The following is a 16,669-nucleotide window of genomic DNA, read 5'->3' as shown; positions in this document are numbered from 1 at the left end:
CGTCAATCGTAAGCTCCGGCCCGGCGCATGATCTCCTCGGCCTCGGTCGCCGCCTGGTTGAGCGAGTCGGCGGGAGAGGCCTGGTCGGTCAGGGCCTGTTCGATGGCCGAGAACATCAGCGTGCAGACTTTCGAGAAGCCGGCGAGCTTCGGCCATTCCTTGCCGTTGGCTATCGTCGTCTCGAGTTGCTGCAGCCACACGGCCTGAGGCCCCTTAGCCGCTGATATCACTTCCTTGGCGATCGCCTGGCTGCTGGGGAAGTTGGTGAACTGATCGAACTGCAGCCGCTGCGCTTCCGGACCGACCGTATATTTGATGAATTCGACGGCGGCGTCCTTGCGTCCGGATTGCCCGTTGAGCGCCATGGCATGGGAGATGGCGCATGAGATCGCCGCCTTGTCCCTGACATAAGGTGCTGTCGACCATTTGCCGACGACGCGCGAGGTCTCCGGATTGGACAGGGTCGCGAAGGCGCCCGGCCAATCGAAATTGGCATAGACCGTGCCCGAGGAGAATTCGGTCGAATTTTCGTTCCACTGATAGCCGACCGCGTCGGGCGGCACGATTTTGTGCTTCTGGATGAGATCGCGATAGAAGGTCAGGGCCTTGATGCCGGCTTCGGAATTGAAAGCCGGTTTGTTGGCCTGGTCCACCCAATCGCCGCCGGCTTGCCAGAGCAGATCGCTGAAGGTGCGTTGCGCGGGGTCGCCCTGCCCCGGCACGACCAGCCCATAATGGCCATTGCCGGTCAGTTTCAGCCCGACATCGACGAGTTCCTCCCAGGTCTCGGCCGGCTTCAGGCCTTTCTCCTGGTAGATGTCGCTGCGGTAGTACTGGACGCGGGAATCCATGTTGCGCGGAATGGCCGCCAGATTACCTGTCTTGGGGTCGCGCAGGTACTTGACCGCAACCGGATAGAATTCCGCCAGTTCGGAATCGCTGAAATAGCTGTTCAGCGGAGCGAAATGGTTGAAGTAGGAATCGATCTGCGCCGTGTGGGTGCTGTAGACGTCGTATTGGCTTGATCGCGCCGCGCTCAGCGTGACCACCTTCGCCGTCAGCGGGGTAAATTCCAGCAGGTCGTAGCGAACCTTTACGCCGGTCTTGGCGGTGAAATCCTGAACGATCTTTTCCCAGTATTTGGGATAGAGCGGGCCGCCGGTTATCAGCAGTGCGGTGATCTCGTTCGCGTCTGCCCTGGCAATCCACGGCGCGGCGAGCGAGCCGGCCGTCACTGCCGCACTTGCGGCCAGGAATTTGCGTCTCGATAGGTTTGCGGACATCACAATCTCCTCCTTGGTTTGATTGGTCGGCCCATCCAGGGGTCGGCCGATAACTTTCAACCCTTCTGGCAAGTCCGCGGCGGCTTGCTCCTCCCGCAGCGATACTGCCTGGATTACGTCCCGGACGACGCTTGCGCGCCCGCCGGGCGATTAGGCACGTTTGTCCCAACGCGAAAGCGTAACGATCCTGATCTCGGACGACGGAAAGCCAGGAAAGCCAGGAATGGAACTGTCGGGGACCTCCACCGTTCGATCCTCCCTTCCCGCAGACCGAGTTATGGGTTAGTGAGCATCCATGAGATAAGTTGACTGCATATCTAGCTATCAGCCTATAAGCTTATCAGACAAGTGGATGTTAATGATGGATGCCATGGAGGTCAAGCTTCAAACTTTGCCCAAGCAGGTGGCCGGCGTGCTCGCGCGTCGAATTGCCAGCAGCGGCATCACCGGTGGCCAGGGACCGTCGGAACAGCAGATCCTTCAGGAGTTCGGGGTTTCGCGCGCGGTCGCGCGGGAGGCGCTGAAGATCCTGGCGTCTCTCGACATGATCGAGATCGCGCAGGGCCGGCGCGTGGTGGTGCGTCCGGCCGAAGAGTGGGACTATCTCAGTCCATTGCTCATCGACTGGCTGCCGCCCGAGCAGAGCCGCGAGATTTTGGCCGAAGCGCATGCGACGCGGATAATCATCGAACCGGCCATCGCCGCGATCGCGGCCAAGCATATGACCAAGGAAAACCTTGAGCGTCTTGGCACCTTGCTGGCGGCGATGTCGGCCAGCGAGGACAATCCGGACGCCTATCTGAAACTCGACCTGGATTTCCACATGGAGATTTGCCGGGCGGCCCAGAACAGGATCCTCGACCGTTTCATGTATTCGTCCCGGTGGTGGCAGATGGCGAGCAGGCGCATTAGCAATCAGATGCCGCATGCGCTGCCCTCGGCAACCGAAATGCACCGGGCAATCTACGAGGCGCTCGTGGCGCGCGATGAAAAGCGAGCGGAAGAAGCCATGCGCCGGCACCTCAAGAAAACCACCGCGGTCGGCTTGCCTCGATGAAGGAGCGGCGCAGCCAGCATTGGCGCTGGCCGCACCGCAGCGTGTCGGGAGGACACGGCTTGATTTGGAGCAATCCGGAAAAGTGAACTAAGCTCTCTTCGCTTGCTGTTCCTGGCGCTGGCGTGCACGGAAACCGAACATGTCGCCCTTGTCCTTGATTTCCGCCCACACCGGCGCGGTAATCCTGTCGATGGCGGCTATGTCCGCGTCGGAAATCGTCCAGCCGGCGCTCTCGACATTTTCCTCCAGCTCCTTGACGGTGCGCGCGCCGACCAGCGGCGAGCTGACGCCCGGCCTGCTGGTCAGCCACTGGATCGCAAGCTGCGGAACCGTCCTGCCATAGCGCGCCGCGATCGGCTTGAGGGCGTCGACGGCGTTCACCGCGCGCTCGTAGGTGCCCGGCTGGAAAAGAACGGTGGTACGACGCTCATCGCCCTCGACGAATTTGGTATCCGCTGACAACAGGCCGGTAAGCAGTCCCTGGGCGAGACCGCTATAAGGCATCACGCCGATATTGTGCTTGCGGCAATAGGGCAGCGTCTCAGCCTCGACCTCGCGCCACAGCATGTTGTAGGGCGGCTGGAGAACATCGATCACGCCATGCTGGCGCGCACTGTCCATGTCGGCGGTGCTGAAATTCGAAACGCCGACCGCCCTGATGCGCCCTGACGAGCGCAGCCGCTCCATCATCTCCATGGTCGGGCCGATCGGAAAATCCGAGTTCGGCCAGTGGACGAAATAGACGTCAACATAGTCCGTCTGCATGCGCTTCAACGAACCGTCGAGTGCCGCCTCAATCGCGGCGGGTTCGAGATGGTTGGGCGCGACCTTGGTCGCGATAACAGCATGGCCCCGGCGGCCGGCCAGCGCCTTGCCGACGACCTCCTCGGCATGGCCATGTCCATAGGCTTCGGCCGTATCGATCAGCGTGATGCCGAGCTCCAGGGCGCGTCTGATCACCCGGATCGATTCCTCATCGTCGGCCGCGCCCCAAAACGCGCCGGACATACCCCAAGTCCCAAGGCCGATCTCCGATACCTTGACCGGCGACGATCCGAGCTGTCGCTGTTGCATCCTGTTCCTCCTGATTGACGGCATGCGTGGGCTATCGCCCTGCAGAAACCTAATTTATACGCTTATATACTCGTCTAACAAGTAGGTTCTTGCGATTTGTGATTCCTGATCGGGAGCCACGAGTTTCTCAAATAACTCAATGGTATTAAATGGTTGATGGGCCATTCACGCAAAATCCCTCAAAGGGGGTTTACGTCTTGTCGCTTCATCTTGTATGCTTATTAGACAAGTTTGGCTTAGATAGAAATCTGCGTCTGTAAGCGCGGCGGCATCACGGGGAGGATTCGATGAAGATCGTGGACATCAAGACGGCGGTGGTCGCGTACCACGGCAAGGCGACCTTGATCCGTATCGATACGGACGCCGGCATCTCCGGCTATGGCGAAGCCAATCCCGACGCAGGTGCGGCCGCAATCGTCGGGCTGATCTCGGAGTTGAAGTCGGAACTCATCGGCCAGGATCCGCGCAATGTCGAATATTGTTGGGACAAGATTCGCCGCGATCATGTTTTTTCCGGCGCCCAGGCCGGCATCTTCCTCATCGCCCTGACCGGGCTAGAAATGGCTTTGTGGGACGTGGCGGCGAAAGCCGCCGGCCAGCCGCTCTACCGCATGTTCGGCGGCAAGTTCCGCGACCGCATAAGGCTCTATGCCGATTGCGGCGACGGCGATGATGAATCGGGATCGCCGCAGGGATGCGCGGCACGCGCGCGCCGCATGGTGGCGGAAGGCTTCACCGCGCTGAAATTCGACATCGACAATCTGCACCACCCTGCGAAGTTCGACGCGGTGAACCACACCATCAATGGCGCCGAGCTGCGCTCCATGATCGAGCGCGTCGCGGCGGTGCGCGATGCGGTCGGCCCTGACATCGATCTGTGCATCGATCTGCACGCACGCTATGACGTGCTCAGCGCCAGCCGCATAGCGGCCGAGATGGAACGCTTCAATCTTCTGTGGCTGGAAGAGCCGATCCCGGCGGAAAATGTCGAGGCCCTGAAGCAGATCCGCATGCGGACCAAGACGCCGATCTGCGTTGGCGAAAATCTATATCTGCGCTGGGGCTTTCGGGAACTGCTCCAGAATTACGGCGCCGACGTCATCATGCCCGACGTGCCAAAATGCGGCGGCTTGGCTGAAAGCCGCAAGATCGCGAATCTCGCCGAGATGTACTACGTGCCGTTCGCGCCGCATCTGGTGTCGACGCCGCTGGGCACGATGGCGACATGTCATGTTTGCGCCAGCGTTCCGAACTTCCTGGTGCTGGAATGGCACGCGCTCGAGGAGCGGGAAGCGTGGGACAGTTATATCCGCCTGCCGAACGGCGCTAGGTCGATCGTCGAAGACGGCCATATCGTGGTGCCCGACGTGCCCGGCATCGGCGTCGAGCTCGACATGGACGGAGTCCGCAAACACGCCGTCCCCGGCTTCGGCGTCTTTGAATAGCGGATGACCGGCTTGGCTGACGGGATCCGGCGCACGATCAAATAAATCCTTGGGAGGAAACCATGGGCAAGCGGATCGTCTTCACCGGCGGCAGCGGCAAGATCGGCCGGCATGTCATACCCTATTTGCTGAGACGCGGGCATCAGGTCCTGAACCTCGACTTGACGCCGCTCGATGTTCCAGGGGTCGACACCGTCATCACCAACCTTGCCGACGCCGGCGAAACCTACAATGCGCTGACGCTGCATTTCGGGTTCAAAGAGTATTTCGGCGGAAAGGGCCGCGGCCCGGTCGACGCAGTGGTCCACTTCGCGGCGATCCCGCGGATATTCCTGCGACCGGACAACGCCATGTTCGCCGCCAATGTGCAGTCGACCTACAATGTGATCGAGGCCGCCACCAAGCTCGGCATCCGCAAGATCGTCACCGCTTCCAGCGAAACGGTCTATGGCGTGTGCTTTGCCGAGGGCGAACGCGATTTCACGTCGTTTCCGGTGGATGAGGATTACGACGTCGATCCGACCGACAGCTATGGTCTTTCCAAAGTGTTGGGCGAGAAGATTGCACGCTCTTTCGCCTCCCGTAGCGGAGCCGACATCTATGCACTCAGGATCGGCGGTGTCGTTGAACCGCAGGACTATGCACGCTTCCCGGAATTCCTGGCCGACGCGTCAAAACGGCGGAGAGACGGCTGGACCTATATGGATGCGCGCGATCTCGGCCAGATCGTGGATCTGTGCATCGAGAAGGACGGTTTGGGATTCCAGATCTTCAACGCCGTCAACGACAACATCGTTGCGGACACGCCAACGGCGGAGTTTCTCAAGAAACATGCCCCCGACACGCCAATTACGCGCTCCATGGATGTGTTCGAGGGGCCAATCTCAAATCGAAAAGTGCGCGAGGTCCTAGGGTTCAGGCAAGTACATGATTGGCGAAGCCCGGCGAATTCATGACAGTGCCTGCGCGATTGGAACGGCGATGTCGCGCGCGCATCCACGTTCGACCCAAATCTTGTGAGGAGCTTGGGGAATCATCGCGAGATGCGGCGGATTCAATTTGGCGTAGAAGCCTTCGCCTGCGAGCAATGTCCTGTCCGGCTCTGATGAGCGGCAGGATCACGGAATCGACCCAGGCCTTCCGCAACGCAGGTGGCGATGCCGAGACGTTCATGATGGCATGGCGTCGGAAGATATCGCCGCGCAGAGAACTGACGGGCGGGACCGGTTTTTTCTGATCAACCTCCCCGCGTTTCATCGACGTGACCTGACCCTATGAAGCCATTGCGGGCTCAGACCCGATGAGGGCTTCGCGCCCGCTGCGGTCATTCGCTGGTGAAAAGCGATGACGGACCCTGACCATTCTGGATCCATCCAACGGTAGTCAGCCGCCAGCACGGCAGCCGAATACGACGCGAAGCCGGTGCAGCCGACGAAGCGCTTGACTTGCTCATATGATCCATAATAAATCATACATAATAACTTTTAAAAAGACGGCGCACCTGGGAGCATCTATGAAAATTACGGCCATCAAGACGCTCGTCTGCAATGCGGAAATGCGCAATTGGGTTTTCGTTCGGGTCGAAACCGATGAGCCCGGCCTGTTTGGCTGGGGCGAGGCAACGCTGGAATGGAAGACGCGTGCCGTCGTTGGCGCGCTTCAGGATCTTGAGGCACTGCTCATCGGGCAGGATCCGCGTAATGTGGAGCAGTGCTACCAGATCCTGACGCGCCACGGTTTCTGGCGTCTCGGCGTCGAGGGAATGTCGGCCGTCAGCGGCATCGAGATCGCGCTCTGGGACATTCTGGGCAAGTCGCTGGGCGTCCCGGTCTGGCGGCTTCTCGGCGGCCAGGTCCGCGATTATCTGCGCACCTATACGCATCTCGGCCTCGGCGACATGAAGGCGGTCTATGAGAGCGGGTCGGCGGACACGATCGTCGAGCGCGGACGCATCGTCACGCAGGCCGGCTACGATGCGGTCAAGGTCGTCTGCATTCCCTACACCCACTATGTCTCGCCGGCGAAGGCGGTCGACTCCGTTGCCAACATGGTTGGCGCGCTGCGCGAGGCCGTCGGTCCCGATATCGACATCATGGTCGACTTTCACGGACGCCCGGCCTCCGTCAACGCGGCAATGGACTATCTCAAGGCGATCGAACCGGCCCGCATCATGTTCGCCGAAGAGCCGGTACCGCCGGAAGATGTCGCCGGCCTGGCGCATATCACCGCGCGATCGTCGATCCCCATCGCGTCCGGCGAGCGGCTGATCGGGCGCCGCGAATTCACCCATTCGATTGCGGCGCGCGCCTTCCACATCGCCCAGCCCGATATCTGCCATACTGGCGGCCTGCTCGAGACCAAGAAGATCGCGGCTCTGGCCGAAACCGCCGGCATCGGCCTTGCGCCGCACAACCCGCTCGGCCCGATCGCCGGTGTCGCAGCGCTTCACTTCGGCATATCGACGCCGAACGTCATCATCCAGGAGGAGATGTCGGGCGCGGTTGCCTGGTACGACGATGTCGTCACCTGGCCGATCGATCGCAAACCCGGCCGCTGGGACGTGCCCGATCTGCCGGGCCTTGGCGTCACCGTGAATGAAGAAGTCATTGCGCGCCATCCCTTCAAGCAGGAAGTGCTGCATGCCCGCAACGCCGTCATGCCCGACGGCACCGTGGTCGACTGGTGAGCGCCATGACAGGCAGGCTTCAGGGAAAGATCGCAATCATCACCGGCGCCGGCCAGGGCATCGGCGCCGCCACCGCCCGGGCCTTTGCGATGCAGGGAGCAAAGACCGTGATTGCCGAGCTCAATGCGACAACCGGCAAGGCGGTCGCCGACGAATTGCGTGCCAAGGGCGCCGACGCCATTTTCGTCGAAACCGATGTCACCGACACCGCGGCAGTGGCCGACATGGTGGCGAAGACGATCGCGGCCTATGGCGGCGTCGATGTTCTCGTCAACAATGCCGGCGCCAATGTCTTCCACGAACCTTTGCAGATGCCGGACGAGGAATGGGACCGCTGTCTCAGGCTCGATCTTGAGGCCACGTGGTTCTGTGCCAAAGCGGTGTTGCCGACGATGCTGGCAAACGGTTCGGGGTCGATCGTCAACATAGCCAGCTGCCACGCCTTCAAGATCATTCCCCACACATTTCCCTATCCGGTCGCCAAGCATGCGCTTGTCGGCCTGACTCGCTCGCTCGCCATCGAATATGCGGCGCGCGGCATCCGCGTGAATGCGATCGCCCCTGGCTACATCGAGACGCCGATCGCGCAAGCCTATTGGAACACGTTTCCCGACCCGGCCGAGGAGAAGCGGCGGGCCTACGACCTTCATCCGCCCAAGCGCATTGGCAGGCCGGACGAAGTTGCAATGACGGCGGTTTTTCTCGCTTCGGACGAAGCGCCGTTCATCAATGCCGAGACGATCACCATCGATGGTGGACGCTCGGTTCTGTACCACGACTGACAACCAAGCAGGGAGGATCCACATGAAAACGACGACAAAGGCTCTGGCAACATTGGCGATACTGGCTGCCGGACTGATGGCTGGCGCAGCAAGCGCCGACGACATCAAGATCGGCTACATCAACAAGATGGGCGAGCATCCATGGTTCGTCGCCGAAGTCGGCGGCGCCAAGAAAGCGGCCGAGGCGGCCGGCGCCACCTTCGTTTCGCAAGACGTCCAGTTCGACTCCAATCTGACGATCACCACCTTCGACACGATGGTCGGTGACGGCGTCAAGGGCATCGCCATCGTCGTTCCCGACAAGGCGCTGGGGCCGGTCATCGCCGAGAAGGCCAAGGCGGCGAAAATCCCCCTGGTGGCGGTCGATGACGATATCTACTATCAGGACGGCACCCAGGTCCCCTATGTCGGCATGAATGCCCACAATATTGGTGCGCGGGTGGGCGAAGAACTGGCCAAGCTCTACAAGGCCGATGGCTGGGCCGGCAAGGAGGTGCGTATCGCCTCGATCGAGGACCGCAAGGCCGACACTTGCATGCAGCGCAACAAGGGTGCCGAGGAAGCATTCCTGAAGGCGGTGCCCGATTTCAAGCCGGCAAATATCCTTCGCGTCCCCTATGACAACACGATGGTCAACGCCATCGACGTCATGACGACCACGTTGACGGCCAATCCCGGCGTCACCAACTGGATCTTCTATTCCTGCAACGATGACGGCGTGCTGGGCGCGGCGCGAGCGCTGGAAAACGCCGGCTATGCCGCGGACCAGGGCATGGGCATCGGCATTGACGGCAGCCGCGCCTGCGAAGCCTTCGGATCAGGAAAGCCTTCGGCATTCCGTGGTACGATGTGGCTCAATTCGGCAAACCATGGCGCGCTGGCGGTGAAGATCCTGCTGGCCTCGATTAAGGACGGAACGAAGCTGCCCGTTCAGTCCTTCACCGACCCGGAATACATCACCGCCGGCAATTTTGCATCTGACTACAAGGCCAAGCTCTGCCACTGAGCCGGACCTGCGTCATGCGCCTCCAAGGCGCATGACGCTCTTCAACTGCTCGGATCGATCCTTGGGAGTGAGCTTTGACGCAATCCGACTTCTTCTCGCTCGATGGCATATCGAAACGCTTCGGCGTCGTGCAGGCGCTCGACAACGTTTCGATCGCCTTCCGGCCAGGCGAGGTGCTCGCTCTGGTCGGCGAGAACGGGGCCGGCAAATCGACGATGATGCGCATTCTCGAGGGCGTCTTCGGGCCCGATAGCGGCACCGTGCGGCACGGCGCGACGCCGATCGTTTTCGGCGAACCGCGCGACAGCCACCGGGCCGGAATTCGCGTCATCCATCAGGAGCCGGAGATCGTTCCGAACCTGACGGTGGCCGAGAACATTTTCGTCGGCGAATTGCCGCGCCTGGCTGGCGTCCTGCTCGACTGGCGCAAGCTGGAGGAGCAGACCGACCGGGTGCTTGCGACCTTCGGCATGCAGCAGGACATGCGGCCACGCCAACTCTGCGGCACGCTCGGCCCCGCGCAACGCCAGATGATCGAGATCATGCGCGCCATCCGTGCCGGCGGCCGGCTGATCGCCTTCGATGAGCCGACCTCGTCACTGACCGATGATGAAGCGCGTCGCCTGTTTTCCGTCATCCGCCGGCTGCGCGAGGAAGGCACATCGATCATCTACATCTCGCACCGGCTGAACGAGATCATCGATCTTGCCGACCGCATTGTCGTTTTGCGCGACGGCAGGCTGGTCGACGATTCGCCGGCGGCCGGCGCCAGCGAGCAGACCATCGCCAAGCTCATGGTCGGCCGCAACATCGACGATCTGTTCACCCGCGAGACCTGGCGGTCCGGGGAACAATTGCTGGATGTGGCCGGATTGACCACAGACCGCGTCAGCGATGTCAGCCTCAGGGTTCGTCGCGGCGAAGTGCTCGGCATCGCCGGCCTTATGGGTGCGGGCCGCTCCGAATTGGCAAAGGCGATTGTCGGCTATGACCGGCGCATCGCCGGCACCATAGCCATGAACGGCGTGCCCGTTCTCCCCAACAGTCCGCATGCGGCAATCGTCGCGGGCATCGGTTTTGCTCCCGAAGACCGCAAGCACGAGGCGTTGCTCCTGTTCCGAAGCATTCTCGACAACGCAGCACTTTGCGTGCCCGACAAGACGTCGAGCTTCGGCTTCTTCAACCGCCGCAAGGCGCTGGAGATTGTCTCGCCGCTGGCAGCCAAGATGTCGATCAAGGCACCCAACCTCGACGAGCAGGTTTCGAAACTGTCGGGCGGCAATCAGCAGAAGGTCGTTCTGGCGCGCTGGCTTGCCCGGCAGCCGATGCTGCTCATCCTCGACGAACCGACGCGCGGCATCGATATCGGCGCCAAGGCGGAAATCTATCGGCTGATCGATGAACTCGCGGCAAGCGGCATTGGTATCATCCTGATTTCCTCGGAAATGCCGGAACTGATCGGTCTCGCCGACAGGGTTCTTGTCATGGCAGGCGGCCGCATCACGGCAGAACTTGCCCGCCCCGACGTCGACGAAGCGACGATCCTCAAACACGCCATGCCGCAATCCGCACCAGCGCCTGGAGACCACATTCAATGAACAGCCTCGAGCTTCGCGCATCGAAAGCGCAGACCGACGCCAGGGGCGCTTCCGCGCGCGTCGTCGAGCGCCTCGGCGTTCACAACATCAGCCTTCTGGTGGCGCTTGCCATTCTCATCATCATCTTCGGCTCGCTGCGCGGCGACGTGTTCTTCTCCAGCCGAAACCTGCTCAACATCGGCCTTGGCGTCACCATTCTCGGCGTGCTGGCGATGAGCCAGACCGTGGTCATCGTCGCCGGCGGTCTCGATATCGCCGTCGGCGCCACGGTCGGTCTGACCACAGTCTCGACGGCAATGGCCATCCAGGCAACCGGGTCGCCGGCGGCCGGCATCGTTGCCGGCCTGGTGCTTGGTGGCCTTGCCGGTCTCGTCAACGGCATCATCATCACCTACGGGCGCGTCAACGCGGTCATTGCCACGCTCGGCACCATGGCGATCTTTCGCGGCATCGCCTTCATCATGTCCGACGGTCAGTCGATCGCCATCTTCAGCGACACGTTCCGGTTCATCGGCATTGGACGCATCCTCGGCCTGCCGTTGCTGGTCTGGATTTTGGTGCTGACCGCGATCGCATTCCACCTCTTCCTCGCGCGTTCGATCGTCGGCCGCAACATCTATGCGCTCGGCGGCAATCCCGTTGTCGCCCGCTTCTCCGGCATCAACATCAACCGCTACCGCGTCGGCATCTACATCATGAGTGGTGTTGCCGCCGGATTGGCCGGGATCCTGCTGGCTGCCCGTACCGGTTCGGGTCAGCCCGTATCCGGATCCCAGGGCCTGGAACTCGAGGCAATCACGGCGGCCGTGCTGGGTGGCTGTGCCTTGCAGGGCGGCAAGGGCACGATTGTCGGCGCGCTGCTCGGCGTCGCCATCATTGGCGTGCTCAACAATGGAATGATACTGACGTCCGTGCCAACCTTCTATCAATTGCTTGCAAAAGGCTCACTGCTGATCCTTGCTGTGGTCATTGCCGAGTACCACTTGAACAGGACATGACGATGGACGCGGCGACCGCTGCAATCGATCAAGGCAAGCAGGACCTTCCTGCCGGGGATGGCGCCAATCTGTCCCTGAAGGATCGCATCGCGCGCGATCTCGGACAGCGCATTCTCGCCGGCACCTACGCGCAGCACGTGGTCCTGCCGACGGAAGCTGAACTGTGCGTCATATACGGCGCCAGCCGCACGGCGCTTCGCGATGCGCTGCTGACACTTTCGGCCAAGGGACTGATCGAGGCGCGCAAGCGGGCTGGCACGCGTGTGCGCGCGTCGAGCGAATGGAACAGGCTTGACGCGCAGGTCCTCGAATGGATGCGCGATATCGAGCCTGATCTCGATTTCGTCCGCGGCTTGATCGAGGCGCGGCTGGTCATCGAGCCGGCTGCCGCCCAGCTTGCGGCCAGGATGGCGACCTCGGGCGATCTCGCAGTGATCGAAGCCGCCTATGAGGCCATGCGCATTGCGCCGGAGGACGACCTCGCGGCCTGTCTCGATGCCGACGTCCGCTTTCATACCGCTATCCTGCGCGCCAGCCGCAACCCGGTTTTCGCCAATCTCGGCAATATGCTGGCAGCCGCACTCAGCTTCTCTTTCCGACTGACCACATCGGCCACGGCCAATTATCAGCAGACGCTCAGCGCCCATGGCGATGTGCTGGAAGCAATCCGCATGCGTAGGGTCGACGACGCTCACGACCAGATGAAAGCGCTGATCGGCATCGCCTCGAACGACCTTCTCGCTGTCGCTCGCAAAGGCCGCCACCAACAGCCGGTCCCTACTGCCAGTGCCGACCCCATCTGAGTTTGATGATCCGGACCATTGTGGAACATCAAAGATATCCCGCGGCGCGAGCAGAATGATCGGCAAGGCCGAGCGACGCACCGTGGACAGGAACAACTGCGCGCGAGGTCACACCGTGTGCGCAGCGCCTACCAAGCAAGGGGTTGGTTGCGGAAATCGACGAAATGAATGCCACCAGCGCCTGAACGGGCGATCAATGTCTCGGCAATTCCGGTGGCGCTCGTCTCTATGTCGAGCGGCGCCCCATCGCCCCCCATCCCCGTGCGTACCCATCCCGGCGACATGGCGATATAGGTTCGCCCGTCTCCTTTGCGGATCGCGAAACTTTTCATCATCTGATTAAGGGCCGCCTTGCTGGCGCGATAGATTTCCCATCCGCCGCCGGCATTGTCGTTGAAGCTGCCCATACCCGAAGACATCACTGCGACAACACCTTCGGGATCGACCATATCGTGGAGCGCTCCAATGACGCGTAAAGGAGAAAGCGCGTTCGTGACCATGACGTCCACGAAGTCCTGGGTCGAGACGGTTTCTGCGGCAATGGAAGGGTCGATAGCAACGCCCGCATTGACGAACAACACGTCGAGCGCGCGCCCCGAGAGCATCGTCCGAAGAGCGGCTATGCCTTCTGGTTTGTTAATGTCCATGTGCGCAATGGAAACCAACCCGTTGCCGGCAAAGGTTTCCAGGGCGCCGCGGCCATGTGCGCTGCGTACGGTCGCGATCACCTCCCACCCGCGTGACACAAAGGCATGAGCGAGCCCGAGACCCAGGCCTCGCGAGGCACCGACGACGAGGGCGACTTTTCGATCTTGCATCTTAGTCCCTTTCAGGGCCTGCCCCTGTTTGGCGAATAAGCGTCATGCCTCACCCACCTTCAACCTGCCGAAGCAGGCATATTTCAGCTCCACATATTCCTCGATGCCGTACTTGGAGCCTTCGCGGCCGAAACCGCTTTCCTTGACCCCGCCAAAGGGGGCAAGCTCGGTGGAGATCAGGCCTTCGTTGATGCCAACCATGCCGAACTGCAACTCTTCGAGGACGTGCCAGATGCGGTTGACATCACGGGCGTAAAAGTAGGCCATCAGGCCGTAGCGTGTGTCGTTGGCGAGGCGGATGACTTCCGCTTCGTCCTTGAAGCGAAAGACCGGAGCGATCGGACCGAAGGCTTCTTCCTGTGCGAGCCGCATCGGCGCCTGCATTCCGCTCAGCACGGTTGGTTCGAACCAGGTGCCGCCGAGCGCATGCGGCTTGCCGCCAGTCTCGATGCGCGCGCCGCGATCCACGGCGTCGCCGACAAGCTCCGCCACCTTCGCCACGGCTTTCGCGTTGATGAGCGGCCCCTGCACCACCTCCGGCGCGGCGCCGTCACCGACTTTCAGACCAGCAACCTGCTCGGTCAGCTTTGCCACGAAGGCAGCGTGGATGCCGTCCTGCACATAGATGCGGTTGGTGCAGACGCAGGTCTGGCCGGAATTGCGGAATTTCGAGGCGATGGCGCCGGCGACGGCGAGATCGAGATCGGCGTCGTCGAAGACGATGAACGGCGCATTGCCGCCGAGTTCCAGCGACAGCTTCTTCAGCGTATCGGTGCACTGCCGCATCAGGAGCTTGCCGACGGCTGTCGAGCCGGTGAAGGAGAGTTTTCGGATCACCGGATGCTCGCAGAGCATTCGCCCGATGCCGGCGGCGTCCTTCGACGGCACGATGTTGAGCACGCCGGCCGGAATGCCGGCCTGCCGGGCAAGCTCGGCGATTGCGAGCGCCGTCAGCGGCGTTTCCTCCGAGGGTTTGACGACCATGGTGCAGCCCGCGGCGAGTGCCGCCGCCGCCTTGCGGGTGATCATCACCAGCGGGAAGTTCCAGGGCGTGATGGCGGCGCAGACGCCGATCGGCTGTTTCAACACGATGAAACGCCGGTCGCGACCGGCCGACGGGATGACGTCGCCATAGACGCGCTTGGCTTCTTCCGAGAACCAATCGACGAAGGAGTTTAGAATCCGGCACGACCACTCGCCGAGCAGTCTACATTCTGGCCGTATAAACTGCGGATGCGCAGGCGAGGTGCCTTGTGGGCTACCCGCTGCTCAACCCAGCTAGCCTGAGGTAAAGTGTCTGTCTGACGGGCTGGCGGTTAGCCGCCGCCGCCCATGGTCACGGACATAAAAGCCCGGAAGGCGGCCGCCGCCGGGCCGATTGGTCTATCACGCGACCAGGCCAAGCCGACATCCATACTGGGGATCGGTTCGACAAGCCGGCGCACTTCGATGCGCTGCCCCTCCAACGACCATGGTCGGTAGACCATGTCGGACAGAACAGTGACTCCCATGCCGGCAGCCACGAGCGAACGCACGGCCTCGACCGAACTGGTGGTAAGCACTGGGCGGAGCGTAAGCCCCGCGGCATCCCAGTAACGGGCTGCCGTCGTGCGTGCCTCGTCCACCGTCAGCATGACATAATCTTCCGCCGCCACATCGGCGAGGCTGATTTCCTGCCGCGCGAGCAGATGATGATCCGCCGAGAGCCAGAGCCGGCGGTTCGACCGCATCAAGACCTCCTGCGCCAGTTCCTCGGTGTGCGCCAGGTTGGACACCAGCATCACAGCCATGTCGATCTCCCCGCTCATCAAGCCGCTTTCGAGAGCGTCTCGAGGAAGTTCCAGCACCTCGACCTCGATCTGGGGGTAGGTCTTTCGAAACCGCGTGTAGTGGCGCGACATGTAGTAGCCGACGACCGTGTAGGTCATGCCCAGCCGCAGCTTACCCTCCAGACCCTTCCTGTCGCGCAACGGGCTTCGGACAGCGGCTGCGACTGCCCCGGTGATGACACGCGCATGTTCAAGAAACCGCGCGCCCTCCATCGTCAACCTTACGCCAGCGTGGTTACGCTCCAAAAGCCGTACGCCCAGATCAGCCTCCAGCGTCTTTATCGCCGCAGTGACCGCCGATTGTGAGATGTTGAGTTCCACCGCAGCATGACTGACCTGTCCGCTCTCGGCGGTGGCGATGAAATAATCGAGCTGTTTCAAGGTGATGGTCATGGCGCACTCCGACCCAGAACCATTATCTGTTTTTTTGATATCACAATCAATAAACTACTATTTCACAAATGCCCGCGCATGCGCAAAAAATGCTGCAACGCCGCAAAGACGGCAGCTTCGAGGGGTAACAATGCGATGGCGGTGACGCTAAACTGCGACATGGGCGAAAGCTTTGGCCTTTACAAGGTTGGCGACGATGTGGGCATGATGCCGATCATCGACGTTGCCAATGTCGCCTGTGGTTTTCACGCTTCCGATCCGGATCACATGCACGCAGCCGTCCGCGGCGCCAAGGCGAATGGCGTAAAGATCGGCGCCCATCCAGGCTTGCCGGACATTCAGGGTTTCGGCCGGCGGGAGATGCGGATGACCCGCGACGAGGTCAGGAACGCCATCATTTACCAGGTGGGAGCGCTTGCCGGCTTCCTCAAGGCAGAGGGTGTGGAACTCCACCATATCAAGCCGCATGGCAGCCTCTACTTCATGGCCATGCAGCAGGAGGCAATTGCCCATGGCGTATGCGACGCGGCAGAGGTTTTCGGCGTCCCCCTCTTCGGCATGACGGGCACCCTGCACGAGAAGATCTATCAACAGCGCGGCATCCCATTCGTCGCCGAGTTCTATGCCGATCTCGACTACGATGCCTCCGGCAAGCTGATCCTGACACGCGTTCATGACGCCAAGGACCCCACGGAGATGGCCGAGCGTTGCGTGCGCGCCATCAGCGAGGGCGAGGGCACGGCACAGGACGGCAGTTTCTTTCCCGTGCGCTGCGAAACCATCTGCGTGCATTCCGATACGCCGAACGCCATCGAAATAGCCAGGGCCGTGCGCGCCGCAATTGCCCCTTGGCATTGAGCCAACCGAAACCGCCGCGCAGGCGGTTTCAAATCAGTC

The 16,669-nt window shown here is 61.6% G+C and carries 14 protein-coding genes and 1 pseudogene; 10 read left to right on the top strand and 5 right to left on the bottom strand.

Features of this window, described 5'->3' with window-relative positions:
* Positions 1–2: 2 nt before the first annotated feature.
* Positions 3–1,283 carry an ABC transporter substrate-binding protein gene (locus ACLGL5_RS14470; RefSeq protein WP_069091367.1) on the bottom strand — a complete coding sequence of 427 codons (1,281 nt, stop codon included), beginning with the start codon at positions 1,281–1,283 and terminating at the stop codon, positions 3–5.
* Positions 1,284–1,686: 403 nt separating this feature from the next.
* On the opposite strand from ACLGL5_RS14470, the gene ACLGL5_RS14465 reads away from it, so the two are divergent.
* Complete coding sequence (locus tag ACLGL5_RS14465; protein WP_196774196.1) at positions 1,687–2,340, top strand: FadR/GntR family transcriptional regulator; 654 nt, start codon at positions 1,687–1,689, stop codon at positions 2,338–2,340.
* A gap of 87 nt (positions 2,341–2,427) precedes the next feature.
* Here ACLGL5_RS14465 and ACLGL5_RS14460 read toward each other — a convergent pair whose 3' ends face one another.
* Positions 2,428–3,414: an aldo/keto reductase gene (locus ACLGL5_RS14460; protein WP_064986303.1), complete on the bottom strand. Its 987-nt coding sequence runs from the start codon at positions 3,412–3,414 to the stop codon at positions 2,428–2,430.
* A gap of 287 nt (positions 3,415–3,701) precedes the next feature.
* Between ACLGL5_RS14460 and ACLGL5_RS14455 the strand changes: the two genes are divergently transcribed.
* The 8 genes from ACLGL5_RS14455 (at position 3,702) to ACLGL5_RS14420 (ending at position 12,732) form a co-directional block, all read left to right on the top strand.
* Positions 3,702–4,859 (top strand): mandelate racemase/muconate lactonizing enzyme family protein, encoded by a 1,158-nt coding sequence (locus tag ACLGL5_RS14455; protein ID WP_069091366.1) that lies wholly within the window; start codon positions 3,702–3,704, stop codon positions 4,857–4,859.
* A gap of 62 nt (positions 4,860–4,921) precedes the next feature.
* The gene (locus ACLGL5_RS14450; protein WP_038644760.1) at positions 4,922–5,815 is read left to right on the top strand and encodes an NAD-dependent epimerase/dehydratase family protein; all 894 of its coding nucleotides are present in this window, start codon (positions 4,922–4,924) and stop codon (positions 5,813–5,815) included.
* A gap of 557 nt (positions 5,816–6,372) precedes the next feature.
* On the top strand, positions 6,373–7,545 hold the full coding sequence (dgoD, locus tag ACLGL5_RS14445; RefSeq protein WP_069091365.1) for a galactonate dehydratase: 1,173 nt from the start codon (positions 6,373–6,375) through the stop codon (positions 7,543–7,545).
* A gap of 5 nt (positions 7,546–7,550) precedes the next feature.
* A complete protein-coding gene (locus tag ACLGL5_RS14440) occupies positions 7,551–8,327 on the top strand; it encodes an SDR family oxidoreductase (RefSeq protein ID WP_069091364.1) in 777 nt (258 codons plus the stop codon).
* Between the two features lie 22 nt (positions 8,328–8,349).
* The gene (locus tag ACLGL5_RS14435; protein WP_019860184.1) at positions 8,350–9,333 is read left to right on the top strand and encodes a substrate-binding domain-containing protein; all 984 of its coding nucleotides are present in this window, start codon (positions 8,350–8,352) and stop codon (positions 9,331–9,333) included.
* 74 nt (positions 9,334–9,407) lie between these two features.
* On the top strand, positions 9,408–10,931 hold the full coding sequence (locus tag ACLGL5_RS14430; RefSeq protein WP_069091363.1) for a sugar ABC transporter ATP-binding protein: 1,524 nt from the start codon (positions 9,408–9,410) through the stop codon (positions 10,929–10,931).
* Positions 10,928–11,929 carry an ABC transporter permease gene (locus ACLGL5_RS14425; protein WP_064986293.1) on the top strand — a complete coding sequence of 334 codons (1,002 nt, stop codon included), beginning with the start codon at positions 10,928–10,930 and terminating at the stop codon, positions 11,927–11,929. Before ACLGL5_RS14430 ends, ACLGL5_RS14425 begins: the two co-directional genes overlap by 4 nt.
* A gap of 2 nt (positions 11,930–11,931) precedes the next feature.
* Positions 11,932–12,732, top strand: coding sequence for a FadR/GntR family transcriptional regulator (locus ACLGL5_RS14420; RefSeq protein WP_245307079.1), 801 nt, complete (start codon positions 11,932–11,934; stop codon positions 12,730–12,732).
* Positions 12,733–12,860: 128 nt separating this feature from the next.
* Here the strand turns inward: ACLGL5_RS14420 and ACLGL5_RS14415 are convergent, their stop codons facing one another.
* From ACLGL5_RS14415 to ACLGL5_RS14405, 3 genes and pseudogenes are all read right to left on the bottom strand, one after another.
* Positions 12,861–13,550 carry an SDR family NAD(P)-dependent oxidoreductase gene (locus ACLGL5_RS14415; RefSeq protein WP_069091361.1) on the bottom strand — a complete coding sequence of 230 codons (690 nt, stop codon included), beginning with the start codon at positions 13,548–13,550 and terminating at the stop codon, positions 12,861–12,863.
* Positions 13,551–13,592: 42 nt separating this feature from the next.
* Positions 13,593–14,723: pseudogene (locus ACLGL5_RS14410) on the bottom strand (NAD-dependent succinate-semialdehyde dehydrogenase); the annotation flags it as partial.
* Between the two features lie 143 nt (positions 14,724–14,866).
* A complete protein-coding gene (locus tag ACLGL5_RS14405) occupies positions 14,867–15,772 on the bottom strand; it encodes a LysR family transcriptional regulator (RefSeq protein ID WP_019860191.1) in 906 nt (301 codons plus the stop codon).
* A gap of 135 nt (positions 15,773–15,907) precedes the next feature.
* On the opposite strand from ACLGL5_RS14405, the gene pxpA reads away from it, so the two are divergent.
* Complete coding sequence (gene pxpA, locus ACLGL5_RS14400; protein WP_019860192.1) at positions 15,908–16,630, top strand: 5-oxoprolinase subunit PxpA; 723 nt, start codon at positions 15,908–15,910, stop codon at positions 16,628–16,630.
* The last annotated feature ends 39 nt before the right edge of the window (positions 16,631–16,669 follow it).

The sequence above is a fragment of the Mesorhizobium sp. U510 genome (genome assembly GCF_059180695.1).
The sequence above is the reverse complement of the archived record's forward strand: the minus strand, read 5'-3'. Positions and strand labels throughout refer to the sequence as shown.

Excerpts from the sequence above, each read along its gene's own strand:
- pxpA (WP_019860192.1), top strand. The coding sequence starts at position 15,908 with ATGGCGGTGACGCTAAACTGCGACATGGGCGAAAGCTTTGGCCTTTAC.
- ACLGL5_RS14420 (WP_245307079.1), top strand. The coding sequence starts at position 11,932 with ATGGACGCGGCGACCGCTGCAATCGATCAAGGCAAGCAGGACCTTCCT.
- ACLGL5_RS14415 (WP_069091361.1), bottom strand. The coding sequence starts at position 13,550 with ATGCAAGATCGAAAAGTCGCCCTCGTCGTCGGTGCCTCGCGAGGCCTG.
- ACLGL5_RS14405 (WP_019860191.1), bottom strand. The coding sequence starts at position 15,772 with ATGACCATCACCTTGAAACAGCTCGATTATTTCATCGCCACCGCCGAG.
- ACLGL5_RS14440 (WP_069091364.1), top strand. The coding sequence starts at position 7,551 with ATGACAGGCAGGCTTCAGGGAAAGATCGCAATCATCACCGGCGCCGGC.
- dgoD (WP_069091365.1), top strand. The coding sequence starts at position 6,373 with ATGAAAATTACGGCCATCAAGACGCTCGTCTGCAATGCGGAAATGCGC.
- ACLGL5_RS14425 (WP_064986293.1), top strand. The coding sequence starts at position 10,928 with ATGAACAGCCTCGAGCTTCGCGCATCGAAAGCGCAGACCGACGCCAGG.
- ACLGL5_RS14455 (WP_069091366.1), top strand. The coding sequence starts at position 3,702 with ATGAAGATCGTGGACATCAAGACGGCGGTGGTCGCGTACCACGGCAAG.
- ACLGL5_RS14435 (WP_019860184.1), top strand. The coding sequence starts at position 8,350 with ATGAAAACGACGACAAAGGCTCTGGCAACATTGGCGATACTGGCTGCC.
- ACLGL5_RS14460 (WP_064986303.1), bottom strand. The coding sequence starts at position 3,414 with ATGCAACAGCGACAGCTCGGATCGTCGCCGGTCAAGGTATCGGAGATC.
- ACLGL5_RS14450 (WP_038644760.1), top strand. The coding sequence starts at position 4,922 with ATGGGCAAGCGGATCGTCTTCACCGGCGGCAGCGGCAAGATCGGCCGG.
- ACLGL5_RS14470 (WP_069091367.1), bottom strand. The coding sequence starts at position 1,283 with ATGTCCGCAAACCTATCGAGACGCAAATTCCTGGCCGCAAGTGCGGCA.